At 70.7% G+C, this 19103-nt stretch carries 1 protein-coding gene (cut by a window edge); it reads right to left on the reverse strand.

Annotated elements, in window-relative coordinates:
* Positions 1 to 19103, reverse strand: partial view of an FG-GAP-like repeat-containing protein gene (locus Q9S36_RS27330; RefSeq protein ID WP_311287991.1) — the end only. The gene runs 19414 nt beyond the window's last position; the window shows 19103 of its 38517 coding nt (coding positions 19415–38517); its start codon lies off the right edge, out of view; it ends in the stop codon at positions 1 to 3.

Genomic DNA, 19103 nt, shown 5'->3' on the forward strand with positions numbered 1-19103 from the left:
CTATTTCTTGCCGCGGCCCGGCGGAGTGGGCGCGGGCGCAGGTTCCGGCGCGGGCTCGGGCGCAGGCTCGGGCTCGGGCTCGGGCTCGGGCGCCGGCTCGGGCGCCGGCTCGGGCGCAGGCTCCGGCGCCGGGTCGGTTGCCGGCGCCGGTTCGGAAGCGGCGAGCGCCGTCTGGGTCTCTGGCGGCGCATACCCGTCCGTGCGCACCCGGAGGCTGTCGAAGCGTGCGGTGCCCGATGCGACAACGAGTCCGAAGCGACCGTCGGCCAGCGCGGCGTTGTAGGCGCGCGAGGCGATGAACGCCCCGCCCAGCATCAGCGAGACCGACGCGCCCTTGATGGTGACGAGCATCTCGTAGCGGACGCCCGCCGCCAGCGCGCGGCTCACGGTCTGGTCGATGACGGTGCGTCCGCCGGCGACGTGCCCGAACAGGACGGCCTGGGCCGCGAGGTCGAGCACGATGAACTTGTAGTCCCCGGCGTTGTAGTAGTCGTACACGATGCCGGCGCGCGCGCCCGCCTGCAGGGTGATGGCGGCGGTGAGCTCCAGGTAGGCGTTCGCGGCGAGGGCGGCGCCGACGTCGGCGAGCGCGATCGCGGACGGCCCTGATACCGGAGCGGAACCGGTGAGCACCCCCTGCGACGCCGTCCACGTGCCCCCGACGGTGTCGCTCACCAGCCCCGCTCCGTCGTCGAATCCCTCTGTCACGTCGAGCGTGATCTGCGGAGGCAGCACCTGGACAGAGATGTTGTCGAACACGCCTCGTGCCTGGCTGGAGCCGACGCCGACGAAGCCCTTGTTGAGTCCCACGGCGACGCCGTCCAGCATCCGGGGGGCGAACGTGTGCGTGAAGGCGGCCCTGCCGTTCAGCAGTACCGTCACCGTGGTGCCGTTGACGGCGACGAGCATCGAGTACCAGGTGTTGTACTTCACGCCGCCCGAGACCGATGTCTGCACGTCGACGATCCAGCCGGCGGCGGTGCGGCGACCCATGACCAGCTTGTTGGTGGACTGGTCGACGCCGGCGAACTTGAAGTCGTCGGGTGCGAAGTAGTCGAAGATGACGTACGCGTTGGCCTTCCACCCGCCCGTGGGCTTGGTGAGGTTCACCTGCGCGTGCAGCTCGTAGTAGATCGGCAGGTACTGATCGATGTAGTACACCGCGGCCGCGTCGCCCGAGGTCGAGGTCGCGGTGACGGTGAGCGATCCGCCGCTCACGGCGAAGACGCCCGAGTCGGCGAAGAACGCTTCGGCGTTGCCACTGCTGAACGAGGCCGAGCGGAGCACATCCCGCTTGCCGCCGGGCACGTTGCCGGGCTGCGGGTCGCGGGGCCCGCCGGTCTGGTCCTGCCAGTAGTCGTCCTGCTGGACGATCAGACCGATCTCGCCGTAGGGCTCACCGTTACGCGGGGCGTAGAAGTCGCCCGACAGCTGCGCGATCGTGAAGTCGGCGCCCTGCGCGGCCGAGAGGCGGTACAGGAAGTCGTACAGACCCGGCATCACCTGCCGGCTCACCGTGCCGAGGCCGAACGGGGCGAAGGGCACGAGGTAGCTGTTGAACTCGCCCACCCAGTCGATGAGACGGTCGCCGCCGGTGTTGCCGATGAGGACGTCGAGACCGGCGCCGCCGAACGCGCGGTCCTCGTACGAGGTGTGGGTGTCGGGCCGGTCGTTCTCGCCGCCGTTGGTCGTCAGCACGTCGTCGGCGTTGAGCAGGTCGTTGCCCCAGCCGCCCCACAGCGTGTCTCGACCGGTGCCGCCGACCACCCAGTCGTTGCCGTGGTCGCCGAAGAGCACGTCGTCGCCGTCAGAGAGCGCACCCGCGTCCGGGCGGCCCTCGGTGTGCCCGAAGTTCAGGAACCACTCGCCGCTGCCGACGAGGATCTTCCGCATCGGCGCGTACTCGTCGTAGAGCGCGAACTCGCCGCTGGTGGTGTCGAACCCGAGGAGCGAGCCGTCGTTGAACGGGCGGGCGAAGTCGCTGCGGACGCCGCCCACGCCGTAGCCGACGGGCAGGGCCTCGGCGCCCGAGATCGCGTCGTCGCCGGAGCCGCCGTGGATGAAGTCGCCGTCCCAGCCGCCGAAGAGGACGTCGTTGGCGTGGAGCGCGCGGTAGAGGGTGTCGAGGTGGTCGCCGTTGACGGCGAACGGGGTGAGATCGACGCGCTTGGTGAGCCTGCCGTTCGGGAACAGCACGGCGATCTGCACGCGTCCGGGGGTGGCGATCTCGACCTGGACGTCGGCGGTCGTCACGCCGTTCAGCGGTTCGGCGGTGCCGTTGCGGCTGGTGAAGATGCGCCCGTCGTCGCCGAGGATGCCGTCGACGCCGGTGCCGCCCGAGATCCAGTCGTGGCCCCAGCCGCCGATGAGGTCGTCGTCCCCGGCGTCGCCGAAGATGACGTCGTCGCCGCGCCCTGCGTAGACGGTGTCGTCGCCGGCCTCGCCGTGGATCTCGTCCGCTGCCCCGATGTCGGCGGACGCGGAGCCGGAGAAGTCGGGCCCGCCGGGCGTGTAGTCCAGCAGTTGGACCGCGCGCGGCAGCAGCCGCACGGTCTCGCCGTAGGTGTCGTAGGCGAAGGTGCGGTACTGGGTCGCCCCCGTCGACGTCACGGTGACCAGGCGCAGGATGTTGCCGTTGTCGCCGACGATGTTGTCGGAGTCGCGGGCGTGACCCGAGGTGTCGTCGTTGCGTCCCACCGCGGTGCCGGCGCCGCCGAAGATCAGGTCGGCACCGTCGGGGCGCTGGGCCGGCGTGACGAGCGAGAACAGCTCGGAGCTGCCGCCGATGATGTCGTCGCGACCGAGGTTGCCGAAGATCACGTCGGATCCGCCGCCGCCCTCGATGTAGTCGTCGCCGTCGCTCGCCGCCGCGACCGAGGGCGTCAGGACGAGATCGCCGGCCGCGGTGCGGTGTGCGCTGACGGTGTTGTCGATGGAGCCGTCGCCCTCGATCACGTCGTCGCCGAGCTGGCCGAAGATGATGTCGTCGGCCGCGCCGCCGGCGATGCGGTCGGCGCCGTAGCGGTTCGTCGGCGTGGTCGCAGCGTGGTCGAGCAGGGTGATGCGGAAGTCGCTCCAGGCGGTCGCCCCGGCCGGGTCGTTGCGTGCCCCGTCGGTGACGAGCGCCTGACCGGCGGTGGTGAGCGCGGTGCTGTAGATCTGCGCGCCGGTCAGCGTGCGGAACCGGGGGCTGGTGTGATCGCCGAAGCTCGCGGACCGATCGAGCGAGACGTTGTCGCCGAAGATCAGGTCGCGGCCGGTGCCGCCGTCGATGCGGTCGGCTCCGGTGCCGCCGATGAGCAGGTCCTCGCCGCCCTCGCCGCGGATGGTGTCGGCACCGCCGACCGCGTTGTCGGTGATCGCGACGGTGAGCGCGTGCAGCGCACCCGAGCGCACGGCCAGGACGAGGTAGCCGTGGTCGCCGAGCACGATGTCGGCTCCGTCGCCGGCGAAGACGGTGTCACCGGCGGCACCGCCCAGCACGAGATCGCGGTCGGCGCCGGTGCGGATGGCGTCCGCGCCGCCGAGTGCCGGGTCGGTGGTCTCGATGCGACCCGCGCCGATCGGCGTCCCGCCCCACGTCGGCGAGACCGCGCCGCTCGCGGCGATGAAGCGACCGTGGTCGCCGAGGACGACGTTGCGCACGTCGGGAGCGCCCGCGGTCTGGCCGCGGTCGGCGGCGATGACGTCTCCGCCGGCGCCGCCGAGGATGACGTCGGCGCCGATGCCGGTGGTGATGACGTCCGCCGAGCCGATCGTCGGGTCGACGGTGGTGATGAGGCCGACGGGGCGGACGGCGCCGTCGGTGATGTCGTCGGGGCCGCCGGTGCCGGAGCGGGCGACCACGACACCGTCCGCGTCGACCCATTCGACGATGCCGCGGTCGCCGAAGACGATGTCGCCGCCGGTGCCGCCGTGGAGCTGGTCGGCGCCGATGCCGCCGAAGACGATGAGGGGCAGCGTCGAGGTCTGTCCCTCGACCACGTCGTCGTCGGTCGTGCCCGAGGGGAGGATCGCCCCGAGCGCCGGCATCGTGTAGGTGCGGAGGGCGCTCCGCGTCACCTCGACCACGACGTGCGCGGCCGACCCGTCGCGCTGCGCCGGCGCGGCGAAGGTGAGGAGGCCGCCGGCCTGCGCGATCTCGGAGGCCGCCAGCATCCGCCCGTTGACCCACACGCGGTAACCGACGAGGTCGCCGGTCGCGCCGAGGTCGTACGATCCGGCGGTCTGGACCGTCCAGGTGGTCAGATGCAGGGTCACGCGCACGAGGTCGCCGGGACGGAGGGCGTCGAACAGCCCCGCGGTGTCGAGCGTGGTCGAGACGACGTATCGGCTCGGGTCGAGCGTCCAGGTCGACCCGCCGCGGGTCACCGTGATGGTGGCCACGGTGTCGGCCCGGATGGGCTCGTCACCGTCGTCGAGGTCGGCGCCGAGCCCGAGCACGTTGTCGTTCGGACCCTGCGTGTTGAGGACGAAGAAGCCGTCCTCACCCGCCTGCAGGTCGACGGTGACGGTGTCGTCGCCGAGACCGGTGTTCAGCCACGTGGTGGTGCGCACGCCGGTGCGGGTGTGGGTGCCGTCGATCGTGATCGTGTCGGCGAGCCCGCCGGTCCAGATCCGGATGCCGTCGGCGAAGGTGCCGCCGGCATCGGCGCGCCACGAGATGCCCGCCGGAGCGAGTCCCGTGACGAAGATCTCTCCGGTGGCCGACAGCGCGGCGTCCACCGCCCGCGCCGCTGCGGCGACGTCGGTGATGAGGACGTCGGTGTCGCCTGCGGTGGCGCCCTCGTCGCTCAGCAGCAGAGTGTGACGACCGGCGCCGAGGTTCAGGTTCAGGGTGCCCGCGATGCGGTCGAGATCGCCGGCGAGGAAGGTGGGACGCTCGGTGCGTCCGACGTCGGCCCGCGAGGAGATGTACACGCGGTCGTCACCGGGGCCGAAGGCCACGTTCGTCACGGGCAGCGTGCCGCGGACGTTGAGCACATCATGGCCCGCGCCGAGCGACAGGTTGAGGGTCTCGAGGCCGTGATAGCGGATGCCGGACGTCGCCCCCGCGTCGGCTGCGGCATCCGCTGTGCCGGCGCCGAGCGCGGCGAGCTGGATGAGCACCGGTGAGGCGGTGCTCTCGTTGACCTCGCCGCGGAAGCCGATGAGGTAGGTGCCGCCCACCAGCCAGACGTAGACGCTGGCGGCGCACTGGGTCGCGTCCGCGTCGCCGCAGCTCATCGACACACCGGGGTCGGCGCCGGGCGTGGTCGGGAAGAGCAGGCGCTGCAGGGCCTCCTGCACGTCGGCGGCGGACGTGTTCGCGGCGAAGGTGACGGCGCCGATGCCGGTGGCCACGCCGTTGCGGATCTGAGAGAGGAGGATCGTGAAGCTCGCGCCGCGCGGGGTGACGGCGTAGAGCCGGTCGAGCGGGCGGCCGAGTTCGTCGACGCCGGTGCGCGGCGTCATGTCGAGGCCGGTCAGGGTGTCCTGCGTGAGCCACCCGAGGTTGTCGTCGCCGTCGCCGTGGTCGTACAGGTGTGCGGTGTCGTTCCCGACGCCGCCGTCGAGCACGAGGAGGGCCCGGAGCAGGTCGAGCACCGCGCCGGCGGTGCCGACGTGGAAGACGTCGTCGTCCGTGTTGCCGAACAGCGGAGCCGCCGAGCCGGCCGGACCACCGACGATGCGGGTGTGACCGTCGACGGTGCGGACCGTGACGGTGTCGTCGCCGGGGCCGGCGTGGATGGTCGTGGTCCCGGCGTGGGTGTTCTCCACGACGAAGACGTCGTCGCCGTAGCCGAGCAGGATCGTGAGGTCCTCGAAGCCGGCGTAGCGGATTCCGCCGAGCACGGGGCGGCCGGCGAGCGAGTAGTCCCCGGCCATGCCGAGCCCCGTGATGCGGTCGCGGGTCAGCACGCCGGTGTCGTTCGCCGGGCTGTCCTCGTTGTGGACGATGAGGACGTCCACCTGCGCGGTCTCGATCGCGTCGGCGGTGCTCGCGGTGACCGGGAGCGGGCTCGACGAGCTCTCGCCCGGCAGCACGATGGGCAGGTAGCCGTCGAGCTCGAGCGTGACGGGCGGGTTCGGGTCGTCGCCGCCCGAGAGGTACAGCGGACCCTGGATCAGGTGGACCCGGCGGGCCGCGTCGGCGAACTCCTGCACGTCGCCGCCGTCGATGCGGACGTCGTCGATCGCGCGGACCCGGACGACCCGATCGGTCATCCAGTTCGCGGATGTGAAGGTCAGTTCGAGCTGCGCCACCCAGGCCGCGCCGTTCCAGAACTCCAGCTGCACCTCGCGGCACCCGTTCGGCAGGCCGCAGTCGGGGCCGCCTATGTCGAGGGTGAACGACGGGATCGCGTCGAGGGTGACCGTGACGGTCTCACCCGATGCCGGTGCGCGGGTGAGCCGCACGGTGTAGGCGGCCTCCGCGCCGAACTGGTCGCCGGTGGCGCCCTCGACGAGGCGGATGTCGCCGCCGATGGGCGTGATGACGACACCCGCGGTGTCGCCGTCGTGGACGAGGACGTTGACGCGCTCCACGATCTCGCCGGGGATCTCGGCGACGTAGACCTGGGTCACGCCGAGGGTGAAGGTGCCCGTTCCCCACGGGTCGAAGACGGTGATGGTGGTGGCGGTGTTCGTCGCGATCGTCCGGTAGGTCGCGGTGCCGTTGGCGCCGACGATGCGCAGCAGCGCGCCGCTGAGTCCGCCGTTCGCGGTGGGCAGGACCACTCCGCCGAGGGTGACGGTGCGCTGGTCGGCCGAGATCGCGGTGACCGTGCCGACGATCTCGTTCTGGACGATCGGCGCGGTGTAGCCGGTGATGACGAATGCATCCCCCGGCGTCGGGGCGACATCCCACTCGCCCTCGATCTCGATGGTGGTGGCGGTGTTGTCCCAGATGCGGGCGGTCTGTCCGGCTCCGGCACCGGTGACGATGCGGATGAGGTGACCCTTCAGCGACCCGGGCGCGGCGGTGAGCCCGGCGAAGACGAACTCGCTCGGGACTCCGCCGGCGCCGGCGACCGTGCCGGTGCGGCGGTCGACCGATTCGATGACGGCGGTGATGGCCTGCACGTGCTGGCCCTCGACCGCGGTGTCGTCGACGGCCTTGACGTGGATGATCCGGGCTCCGGCGGTGGTGAAGGCGAGCACGAGCGTCGAGACCCAGTCGACGCCGTTCGTCGAGATCTTCAGCCCGGTCGGGGCGGTGACCCGCACGTTCACGGTGCCGAGCGGTGCCGAGGTGATGCGGACCTCGTAGGTCGCGGTCGTGCCGCCGGTGGCGCCGGAGCGTTCGATGACGCGGATGCCGCCGTCCGGGACGGTGATGGGCACAGCGGGGGCGTCGTCGTCGAGGACGCGGACGAACGTCGTGGCGACGAGCGCACCGGCGTAGGCGCCGCCGGTGACGATCGCGTCGATGGGAGACAGCCACTCCCCCTCGGACGACAGGTCGTCGATGGCGCGGACGAGGACCGTGCGCTGGCCGGTGTCGCCTGCGCCGAAGCTCAGGGTGACCGAGGTCTGCCAGGTGGCGCCGCCGTCGACGGACAGCTCGATGTAGCGGCTGCGGCTCGTCGACGTCGGGTCGATGGCCGGGCCGACGAGCGTCACCTGCACCGCCGAGGCGGGCGCGTGGGTGAGCCGGACCGTGACCGCACCGTGGGGGCCGTCTTCGCGGAGGACGAGCGAGCCGCCGACGGGGGCGATCACGACGGTGGGCTCGTCGTTGTCCATGATCTCGGTGGCGATGCCGTCGACCGGGATGAGCGCCCATGCGCTGTTGGCGACGGTGCTCTCGACGGAGTGGCGCACGAGGCCGGTGTGCCCGAGAAGGTCGTCGGCCTGGACGGCGGGAGCGGCGCTGCCCACCTCCACGCGGTCGGAGCCGAGGCCGCCGAAGATCGACAGCTCGATGGCGGGGTTCGTCGAGAGGACGTGGAAGACGTCGTTGCCCTCCATGCCGTAGATCGAGACCTTCTCGACGTTGGTGTACCGGACGACCCGGCCCGCGCCGTAGACGCCGTTCGCGGTGATGACGAAGGTGTCGTTGAACTCGGTGCCGATGATCACGACGAGGTCGTATCCCGACCCGCCGTCGATGTTGACCGGGGCGTTGGCGGCGTACTGGATGAAGTTGCGGCCTTCGCCGGCGTCGACGGCGGCGAGCTCGGATTCGCCGACGAAGGAGCGGATGACGAAGGTGTCGTCGCCGGCGTCGCCGTACAGGTTCAGGGTGGCGACGTTGCGGAAGACCTCGAACACGTCGTCGCCCGTGCCGCCGAAGACCGAGGCGGTGAACGAGACGCCCCGGGTCAGCTTGCCGCGCGTGGAGGAGAAGAACGCGGATGCCGGGAATTCGGCATCGCCGGCGTAGGCGGTGTAGAGCTGTCCGAAGCGGAACCGGTCGTTCCCGGAGTCGCCGTTGGCGACCACGACCGACGCGGTGTCGTCGAAGGCGAAGGTGTCGTCGCCGGCCCGGCCGTTGATGACGACGCCGCCCGTGATCTCCTGCCCGTAGCTGACCTTCTCGACCGCGCCGAACTGGCCCGCGATCGCACCCGGCTGCGACAGCGCCGCGATGAGGGCGCGGGTGGTGTTGCGCCGCATCAGGAAGGTGTCGTTCGCGGCGGTGCCGTTCACGACGAGCACGTTCGAGCCGCCGTCGAGGATGTCGAGGGTGTTGATGCGGCTGCTGCCGACGCCGAAGAGGTCGATGAGGAAGTAGTCGGAGTCGGCGCCGCCGTCGAGGTTGAGCGTCTGCCCGGCCATGGGGTTGACCCCGACGGGGCCGGGCGCGGCGTTGACGACGAGCCAGTCGTCGCCGCCCTGTCCGCGGACGGTGGCGGTGCCCGAGAGCGCTTCGACGAAGACGCGGTCGTCGCCTTCGGCCGCATTGACGGTCGTCGTGCCGGCGTGGGTTCCGTCGATGTTCAGCACGTCCGAACCCGAGCCGAGGGTGAGGTCGAGCGCCTCGACCTCGTCGTAGGCGATTCGACCGTCGGTCATGACCAGCACCCCGGTGCTGACCGCGCCGCCCGAGCCCGGCACCAGCGGGCGGCCGGCGACCGCGCCGATCGTGAGCGTACGCGCCCAGCCCGCGGCACCGGCGAGCGCGCCCGTCCACGCGATGGTCCAGCGGTCGCCCGCCTTGGTCGCGACGACGTTGCCCGCGCCCACCAGCGACGCCAACGCCGCCTGCACCTGTGCGGCGGTCGCGTCGAAGGCCAGCTGCGTCGTCGTGCCGACGCCGGCGACGGTCAGGGTGAAACGGCCGTCGACGGCGCCGCGGACGGTCACGACCTGCACCAGGTTCGGCGTGGGCGACCCGCCCGTCATGCCGAGACCCGAGATCGTCGCCCCCGTGACGACGCCGATGCGGTCGAGCACCGTGGCGGCGTCGTCGACGTAGAGCGTGTCGCTGCCCGCGCCGCCGGTGATCGTCAACGGTGCGGCGATGCCGGTGAGGACACCCCCGATGCCGTTCGCGGTCGAGCTGATGCGGATGGTGTCGGTGCCCGCCCCGGTGGCCACGGTGGTGACTCCCGAGGTGCTGCGGACGATGACGGTGTCGCCGCCGTCGTGGGTGGTGAGCACCGTCGAGCCGGTGTGGGTCGAGTGGATCGTGAAGGTGTCGCCGCCCGACCCGAGGTCGATCGTGAGCTGCTCGAGGCCGGTGTAGCGGATGCCGGTGCTCATGCCGAGGCCGGTGATCCACTCGAAGGTCAGCGCACCCGTGTTCGCCAGGGTGTCGAGGGTGTCGTCGATCGAGAGAAGGTCGGCTCCCGTGCTGGTACCCGGGCCCGAGCCGCCGTCGACGACGAGGAGGGCCGAGATGGAGTTGACGTCGCCCCTGGTGTTCGTCCACGTCGTGTTGGTGGTGCCGACGCCCGCCGCCCTCGAGCCGACGGCGATGCGGTCGGTGTGCTCGCCGGTGGAGATGCGGTGCTCGACCGCGATGGCGCGGACGGCGACGCGGTCGCCGCCGGTGAGCGTGCGGATCTCGACCAGTTCGACGCCGGCGTGGGTGATGGTGCCGAGCGTCGTCATCGTGCCGGCGCCGTCGAAGGACACCCGTCGGATGCGGTTGGACTCGGTGCCGGCCGGCGGCGAAGAGACGATGTCGATCATGAGGTCGTCGGGTGCGGTGGACCCGCGGACGTCGAGGCGGTCGGTGCCGGCGGAGTCGTCGATGTGGACCGCGAGGCCGGTGGAGCGGGTCAGCTCGACGCGGACGAGGTCGTCGCCGGCGCCGCCGTCGAGGTAGGCGGTCCCGGTCCACGGGTCGGACGTGCGGCGGACGCCGGCGACGAGCACCGAGCCGTCGGCGTCGCCGACCAGGAAGGTCGTCGCGGCCGACCCCGACGCGGTCAGCCGGGCGATCTCGAAGATGTCGCCCAGGTCCTCGGCGATCGAGCCGACGCCGAAGTCGGTGCCGACGACCAGACCGACGACGAACAGGTTGTCGTAGAGGCCGAAGTCGACGCCCGAGAAGGTCTCGACGAGAGTGTCGACGCCCCCGGCATCCCGGAAGGTGTCTCGTCCGAGCCCGCCGGTGACGATGTCGTCGCCGGCGCCCGAGTCGAGGATGTCGTCGAAGCGCGAGCCGACGAGGGTGTCGGCGCCGAGGCCGCCGATGAGGGTGAGCGCCAGCTGGTCGGCGGTGACCCCGGCGGCGGAGAGCGAGTCCGCACCGTCACGACCGTCGATGACGAGCGCGTCGCCCTGTGCGCGCACGCCGCCGCCGATCCACACGTTGTAGCCCGCCGCCGTCGTGCGCTCCACGCGGGTGCGGGCGCCGTCGGTGGTGACGACGAAGGCGTCGGCCGAGCCCGAGCCGAGCACGGTGACGATGTCGGTGCCGCCGGTGCCGAGGGCGATCTCGATCGACGAGATGCCGGACGCGTTGGCGGTGATGTCGCTGAGGATGATCTGGTCGGACCCGGCGCCCGCCTCGATGACCAGCTGTTCGATGTCGTACGTCTCGCGGGTGAGGCCGTTCAGGGTGTGGCGGAGGAGCTCGGACGAAGGGTTGCTGATGGTCAGCAGGTCGGAGCCGCCGCCGAGCACGAGGGTGAGCCGGTCGGTGCCGCTGCCGCCGTCGACGACCTGAGTGGCGCCCGAGGTGAAGACGGCCGCGGTGGCGAGGATGGTGTCGTCTCCGGCACCGCCGCTGTAGGTGCGGGCGAGCCCCGACAGGGTGTCGTCGTCGTCACCGCCGTTGAGCACGTCGGTGATCAGGTTGCCGAACAGCTGGTCGTTGCCGCCGTCGCCGTTGAGGGTCACGGTGCCCGTGCCGGTGTGGCGGAGGATGTCGGCGCCGGCGCCGCCGTGGACGGTGGCGGTCGCGGAGCCCGCCACGGTGATGACGTCGTTGCCGTCGCCTCCGCTGAGCACCGATCCCGTTCCGGAGCCCTGCAGCAGGATCGTGTCGGCTTCGGTGCCGCCGTCGATGGTGACAGGGATCTGCACGCTCGGGTCGATGACGAGGTTGTCGACGCCGTCGCCGAAGTAGCCGTAGATGCGCTGGACGTTGGCGTACGTGCGGGAGTGGCCGAAGGCGGTGACCTTGATGGTCGCCAGTCCCCCGCTGAGGTTGCCGATCTGCTCGATGTAGACCGTTTCGGCGGTGACGGCGCTCGAGACGCTCCGGGCCGTGCGCTGGGCGGCGGCGCCGACGTTGAGGTACAGGTCGCGGTCGGTGCTCTTCCACTCGCGGAGGCTCTTGAAGGTGTTGACGCCCGTGTAGGTGACGTTGTTGCCGGCGAGGTACGGCACCACCGGGAAGCGGACGGTGCCGATCTGGATGGTCGCGGAGCGGGAGTACCAGGAGCCCAGGACCTTGAAGCGGACGGTGACGCGGAAGTTGAGCGGGACGTCGCCGTTGGAGTCGGCGGTCCGGGAGTCGGCGGTGACGGCGAGGTCGAGTCCGACGCCGAGGCTGATCTCGAAGAGCTTGAAGTCGAAGTAGACCTCGACGCTGGCGGAGCCGCCGATGAAGAGGGTGTACCAGACGATGCCGTCCTGCTCATGCGAGAGGAACGAGACCTCGAGCGAGAAGCTGCCGCGGATGCCCATGAAGCTTCCGCCGAGCTGCATCCGGCCAGACAGGACGAGGCTGAAGTTGCCGTCGGAGTTGAGGAAGATCGTGCCCGAGAAGTTGAAGCCGAAGAACGAGAGCGAGGCGTAGGCGTCGAGGTACCAGTCTCCGGCGGCGTAGGACGTGTCGGTGGCGCTGGTCTTGCCGACCTCGATCGTGAAGCCGGCGTTGAAGCTGAACAGCTTCAGCAGCGTCACCGATCCGGTCAGCTGCAGCTTGAAGCCGGGGTCGACGCCCGCACGGCGTTCGCCGACGGTGTTGATCCGAAGCGTGCCGGTCGCGCTCAAGCTGAAGACGAACGCGTCCGCCGAGGCGCTGACGGCCACCGACATCACGAAGCCGTCGTCGTACACGCCTGCCACGCCGTTGGCGCTGAAGCGGAGCCCCGCGAGGTCGAACGAGACGCCGAAGCGCATCTCGAACGCGCCGGTGGCGATGCGGATCTCGGCGAAGCCCGCGCCGCGCGCGAACCCGAGGAAGTTGAGGGTGCCGTCGAGGCGGAGGAGGAATCCGGGGGCGACCGTCGTGCTGCCGATGACCGCCGAGGCGCCCGTGGTGTTCAGCTGCAGCAGCGCGCTCACCGAGAATCCGATGCCGATGTCTTCGCCGAACCCGGCGTCGAGGGCGATCGCGAAGCGCGCGACGACGCCGCGGCTGGTGATGGAGAATCCGGAGTCGACGATCGTGAGGTCGCCGAAGGGCTCGAGCGCGGCCCGGCCGTTGACGACGAGCGAGAGCTGGCCGGCGCCGATCGTGAGCACGACGTGTCCGGTGATCTCGAGGACGTTGAGCACCCGCAGCGAGCCGTACATCTCGAGGCGGAAGCCCGCGACGACCCCGATCGTCTGGTTGGCGACGACGAGCTGGCCGTTCTGGCGCTGGAATCCGCCGAACACCGGGGCTCCGTTGACGGTCTGCGTGTCGACCACGAAGGTGCGGATCTGCCGCGACGAGCTGAAGGTGTTGATCTCGAGGAGGAACTGGCCGTTGAGGGAGACCCCGGGGATCGCGTTCGCGCCGAGCGTCAGCTGCACGCGCCCGACCACGCCGGTCTGGGCTCCGACGTACACCGCGAGGTTCAGCGCACCCGTCAGCGAGCCGAGGTAGGGGATCGTGGTCCCCACCATGCCGTCGATCTTGAGGTAGGCGGTGCCGGACGGGTCGATGGCGGCGGTGATCCCGATGAATCCGGTGAGGGTGAAGGCCCCGCCGATCGTGAGCTCGGCCTGGATGCTGGCGACGACGTAGATGCTGCCGCCCGCGGGCGCTGCGGGGTCGGGCTGGCCGTCGATGCCCGGAGGCGACTTGGGGATGAAGAACACCGGAGCCTGGCCGGGCAGCAGGAGCGGCAGGAAGGCGTTGGGCACGACGAACGTCTGGTCGGCGAGGGTCGTGTTGAAGATGACGTTCACCGACCCGGTGGCCGAGAACAGCGATCCCACGTTCGGAAGGCCGATTCCGACACCGGTCGAGACGCGGATGCTGCCCGCGACACCCGGGATCGCGCCGCCGTCGGTGCGGGTCGAGATCATCAGGACGCCGGTGACCGAGCCGTACTCGAGCTGCGCGGACCCGGACCCGAACGACAGGCGTCCGGTGAGGAAGATCTCCATCGACGGCGTCGGGGGGTTCGCCGAGATGTTCAGGTACAGCCCGCCCTGGATCCGCATCAGCTCGTTGCCGCCGGGAGCGACGATCGCCTGTCCGACGATCTGGAAGCCGAAGCTGAACGGCTGCAGGACGAACTCTTCGGTGAGGTCGGTGCCGCCGGGGCCCACCCCGGTGAGCGTGAGCTGCTCGGTCTTGACCTCGTTCGTGAGGTTGATGCGCAGCTGCGCAGAGCCGCTCAGCTGCAGACCGTAGGGCCGCAGTGCCTCGAAGTTGGTCTCGATCGACGCCACGCCCCAGAACTGCGGCACCGGGTACATCGGGTTGGTCGTCTCGTCGCCGATGGCGAGGACGAATCGTCCGGCAGTGGATCCCAGCGTGCCCAGGCCGTACACGTCGAGCTGTCCGGCGAAGGTGAGGATGAACACCAGGCGGGTGTAGTCGATCTCGAGGATGACCTGCGCCTTGATGTGCATGAGCGGCTCGTCGAGGAAGTCGCCTGCCTGCAGCAGGATGCCGCCCGACAGCTCGATGAAGAAGCTGGTCCCCTGCTCGATGAGCCGGAAGGTGTGGGTGCTGCCCGCGGCGAGGTTGCCCGCCGTGTCGGCCCACGCGCCCGCGGCGAAGGTGACGGTGACGGTCCCCGCGGTGAGCGTCGTCGCGAGCGTGTACGAGTACATCGCCAGGCCGCCGGCGTACTGCACGCCCGAGAAGACGAGCGCCTGTGTGCCGCCGCCGGAGAACGAGAGGTCGTTCGAGCCGAGCGTGGTGGTGTCGACGTCGGCGCCGGAGGTGGGGGTGAGCCGGACCCCGACCCACGTCCGGGGACCGATGGTCGCCCACGACAGGTCGGACTCGGCGGTGGCGTCACCGGCGTGGCTCGCTGCCGCGAACAGCGTGCCCTGGGTGTTCTGCCAGCTGCCGTCGACGAAGGCGACGACCAGCGCACCGGCCAGGTGGCCCGAGAAGAAGTAGCGGTACGTGCTGCCGGCCACCAGCATGGGCGAACCCAGGACCACGAGCTCCACGCCGTTCGCCGTGATCGTAATCTCGCCACCGGCATCGGTGATCGAGGCGCGGTCGATCGCGAAGCCGCCGAAGGCGCCGAAGGTGATGTCGATCCAGCCGCGTCCGGCGAGCTCCTTCACGTCGACCACCGAGCCGGGTGTCGGATCGGTCACGACGGCGGTCGGGGAGGTGAGGGTGAGGGTCTCGGTCTCGGCGGAGTTCAGGCGGCCGCCGAGGTCGGCGAACCGGCCGGCGAGGAAGGTGATCGTGTAGGCACCGGCGGCGAGCGTGGCGCTGAAGGAGTAGCGGTAGATGTCGCTCGTGCCGACGCGGACCGGAGCAGAGAGGGCGATGAGGGCGCCCGACGCGTCGCGGAATTCGATCTCGTTGCCGTCGATCGTGCTGTGGTCGATGCCGAAGCCGTCCGAGCCGCGGAAGCGGATCTCGAGGTACTTCAGAGCGTTCAGGAGGTCGCGGCCGATGGTGGCTCCCGACAGCGGAGTCGTCTTCGACTCGTCGACGTCGGTCGTGGCCGGGTTGTCGGGGGTGGTGCGGACGGCATCCGCGGTGGCCCCGACGACGTGGAAGGACTGAGTGAGGGTGGTGCCGGCCGGTGGCGCGCGGGCGGGGCTGACGTCGAAGGCGGTCAGGTCGAAGATGATGTCGACACGGCCGGGGGCGAAGCTGCCGTTGAGGAGGTAGCGCCACGTGTTGCCGCCGAGGTGCACGACACCGATGATCTGGATGCCGCCCGCGCCGGGCCCGGCGAGGGTGAACTCGTCTCCGGTGACGGATCCCGGAAGGATGGTGAAGGTCTCACCGTTGATGGACGCCGGCGGGGTGAAGGTCACGTCGAGGTACGACATCGTGCGCTGGCTGATGGTGACCGGGGTGGGGACACCGGGCTGGGTGCCCGCGGTCGGGGTGGCGCCGGTGTACGCGGTCGTTCCGTCCGCCTGCGTGTAGCTCCACCCGGCCGAAGCGAAGACCACCTCGACCTCGTCGCCCGGCAGCAGCGGGGCCGACAGCTGGTAGCGGACCCACACCACGCCGTCGGCGTCGACGAGGATCGTGGCGCCGGTGACGGTGATCGTCAGGGCGGAGCCGTCGCGCACGACCTCGAGGGTGAACTCGTCGAGGTCGAGCAGCGTCGCGGGGTCGAAGCGCAGCCCGGTCGGGGCCGTGAACGGCACATCGATGTAGTCGCGTCCCGGTGCGGTGAACGGGGTGTCGGATGCCGGTGCGGCCGTCGCCGCGTACGAGACGTCCACGGCGCCGATCGTGACGGCGGACGACGCCTGCGCGGCCGTCTCGCGTTCGACGAGGACGGGGATGAGGAACTGGCCGGTCACGGTTCCCGCGCGGATCGCGCGCGACGTGTCGAGCACGACCGTCCAGCCGGATGCGGCGGCGGTGAAGGCCAGCGCGCCGAGGCGCTCGATGACCGATGCCGGGTCGACGGCGTAGCCGGCGGGCAGGCCGGCCGTGGCGGCATCCGGGAAGCTGATCACCAGATCGGTGCTCCACACCAGGCTCGAGCCGGGAGCACTGATGCTCGGCGCGGTCGGGGTGACGCTCTGCTGGTACGACCACGAGCCGGCGAGGCGGGTGAGGGTGACCGACAGTCCCGCGTCGTACTCGCCGGTGAGCCAGAAGCGGAAGCGGATCTTGCCCGAGGGTGCCCCGGCGACCTGCACGGGCGCCCGCGCGGAGTCGATCGAGATGGACCCCAGGCCCTCGCCGTAGAGCTCGAACTCCGGCGCCAGATCGAGGATCGAGGCGAGGTCGAGGGGGCTGCCGCCGACCGTCGCGTCGAAGTCGACGTCGAGGAAGGCCGTCGGCGTGACGGTCAGGGTCTGGCCGGCCTGTGCGCCCGCGGTGACGGGGCCGCGGTATCCGAGCACCGAAGCCGTGAGGGCGGCGGTGAGGGCGCCGGCGGTGCCCACGGCGGTGACGACGACGGGGAGCCGGAACTCGCCCGGGGTCTCGGTGGCGGTGATCGGCACGGTGGGGTCGAGGGTGAGCGCCCACCCGCCGGCGGTGCCGAAGCTGAGCCCCGACAGCCGCTGGATGACCGAGGCCGGGTCGATGGTGAAACCGGCCGGGATGCCCAGCTGCCCCGCCGAGGGGAATCGGATGCCGACACTGCCGGCTCCGGTCTCGCCCGGTTCGTCGGTGATGACCAGAGGCCCGGTGAGGGTGAGCAGGTACGACCAGCTGCCGGCGAGGAAGGTGAGGTTGACGGCGCCGGTGGTGGCGAAACGGCCGGTGAGCCAGTAGCGGTACGTCGCGGTCGTGGCGGTGCTCGAGAGGAGCTGGGGCGCCTGCGTCCCGTCGAGGCGGATCGTGCCGAGACCGGCGCCCGACAGCTGGAACTCCGGGGCCAGGTCGGTGATCGAGGCGGGGTCGATGGCGAACATGGTCGGGTTGGTGAAGGTGACCTGGATCCACGCGCGGCCGTTGATGACGTTGATGTCGACGGAGGCGTTGGGGGTCGGGTTGGTGACGGTGGCCGTCGCGCCGACCACGGTGAACGACAGCGTGGTGGCGGCACTGGCGGCGCCGGCGGTCGTGCCCGATTCGGTGGTGAGGTCGGCGTTCTCGACCGCTCCCGCCGCGAAGCGCAGCTCCCACCGGCCCATCCCGAGGGCGGCGGTGCCGATGGCGTAGCGGAACCGGGTGGTGCCGGTGATCCGCACGGCGGTCTCGAGGAGGTCGGCGCCGGCGTCCAGGTCGGCGACGAGCACGACATCGACGCGGTCGCCGTCGAGGGTGTAGTAGGCGCCCGTCGCGTCGGTGCGCAGCTCGACGAACACCATGCCGCTGTCGGTCGTCACGGCCACGATCGGGACGGGTCGCCCGGTGATGGTGGTGCGCTGGGTGCCGCCGAGCCAGAGCGTGAACTCCTGGCCGTTGTCGAGGATGCCGGCGATGTCGAGGCTGGCCCCGGCCGGCGGCGTGTACGACACATCGATGTGCTTGACCGACCCGTTCGCGCCGTTGACGACGCCGACGTCCACCGAGCCGCCGTTCGTGGTCGGCGAGCCGAGCCCCACCGTCGGCGCGGTGCCGGTGGCGATCGGGTCGAGTCCTTCGACGACGTCGAACGTGACCTCGTTGCCGGAGGAATTGCGGAAGCCCATCTTGAGCTTGCCGTAGAGGGTGAGCAGGCGCACCTGGTCGGGGAAGTCGGCGAGGAACAGGATGGTGACGTTGCCGCTGGCGACCTTGGAGAGATCGGCGTAGAGACGCCCGCTGATCGAGATGTTGTCGGCGGCGAAGTTGAGCTTTCCGACGATGAGGATCTTGCCGTCGGTCGAGATCTTGATGATCACCTGCCCGTTGAAGACCGCCTGCGACGTGTAGATCGAGAAGATCTTCGCCGAGCCGGTGATCACCATGGGCGATGTGAACGCGGCGGCGAACCCGCTCTGGCCGGGGTTCTGCGCGATCGCCTTGGCCTGCAGGGCGACCTGCTGCTGGAGTCCGAGCAGCCACTGGTCGGCGGTGAGGACCGTGGGCAGCTGGAACGCCGAGGAGCGCAGCGCGAAGGGGTCCTCGATCGACGGCAGGGTCTTGAAGAACTCGACGCCGCCGGCGAAGTCGTTGATCGACAGTCCGGAGTTCGGCTCGAGCAGGATGCCGCCGGGGACGTTCACGCTGAGGTACACCTGCAGCGGACCGAGCTCGGAGAGCCCCAGACGGATCCCGAATCCGGCGAGCCCCGCGATCGAGATGGTGCCCTCGAGGCCGAGGTAGAACACGCGCTGCGCGACCGGGGTGGTGGTGTCGAACACGCCGATGACGTTGTACGCCGAGTCGAGCTTGAGGATGCCGCCGACGAGACCCGCGGAGACATCGCCGCCGAACATCTTGCCCTTGACGGTGACGCCGATGGAGTCGATGCCGATGATCGGGAACTTGCCCTCGAGCAGCAGCGAGGGCTGAATGCGGATTCCCTGCACGGCGCCGGTGATCTGCAGCCCGGCAAGCCCCTGGATGCCGGTGACGCTGGCCGACAGGATGAGCACGAAGTCCTCGGGCGCGTTCTCGACGTCGTCCCACTGGATGCCGATCGCATCGATGCGCACCGGCAGGAACGTCGGCCACTTGAACGAGTCGCCGGTCGCGGAGCCTACCGACAGGAAGACGCCGAACCCGGGCAGGGCCTTGAACGAGCCGTCGCCGAGGATGGCGAAGTTGCGGCCCTCACCGGCGATCGCGAGCGAGCCGATCGTGACCTTCGCGCCCACCGCCTGGAACTGCACCATGATCTCGGAGCCGGTCGCGCCGGTGTCGAGCCGGAAGTCGCGAGCGGTGAGTGTGACGTAGGTGCCGAGGCGGATCTCGAGGGTGTCGACGGTGAGCTGGAACGCGTCGACCCTCCCCTCGCTGA

It is taken from the genome of Microbacterium sp. ARD31 (assembly GCF_031844425.1).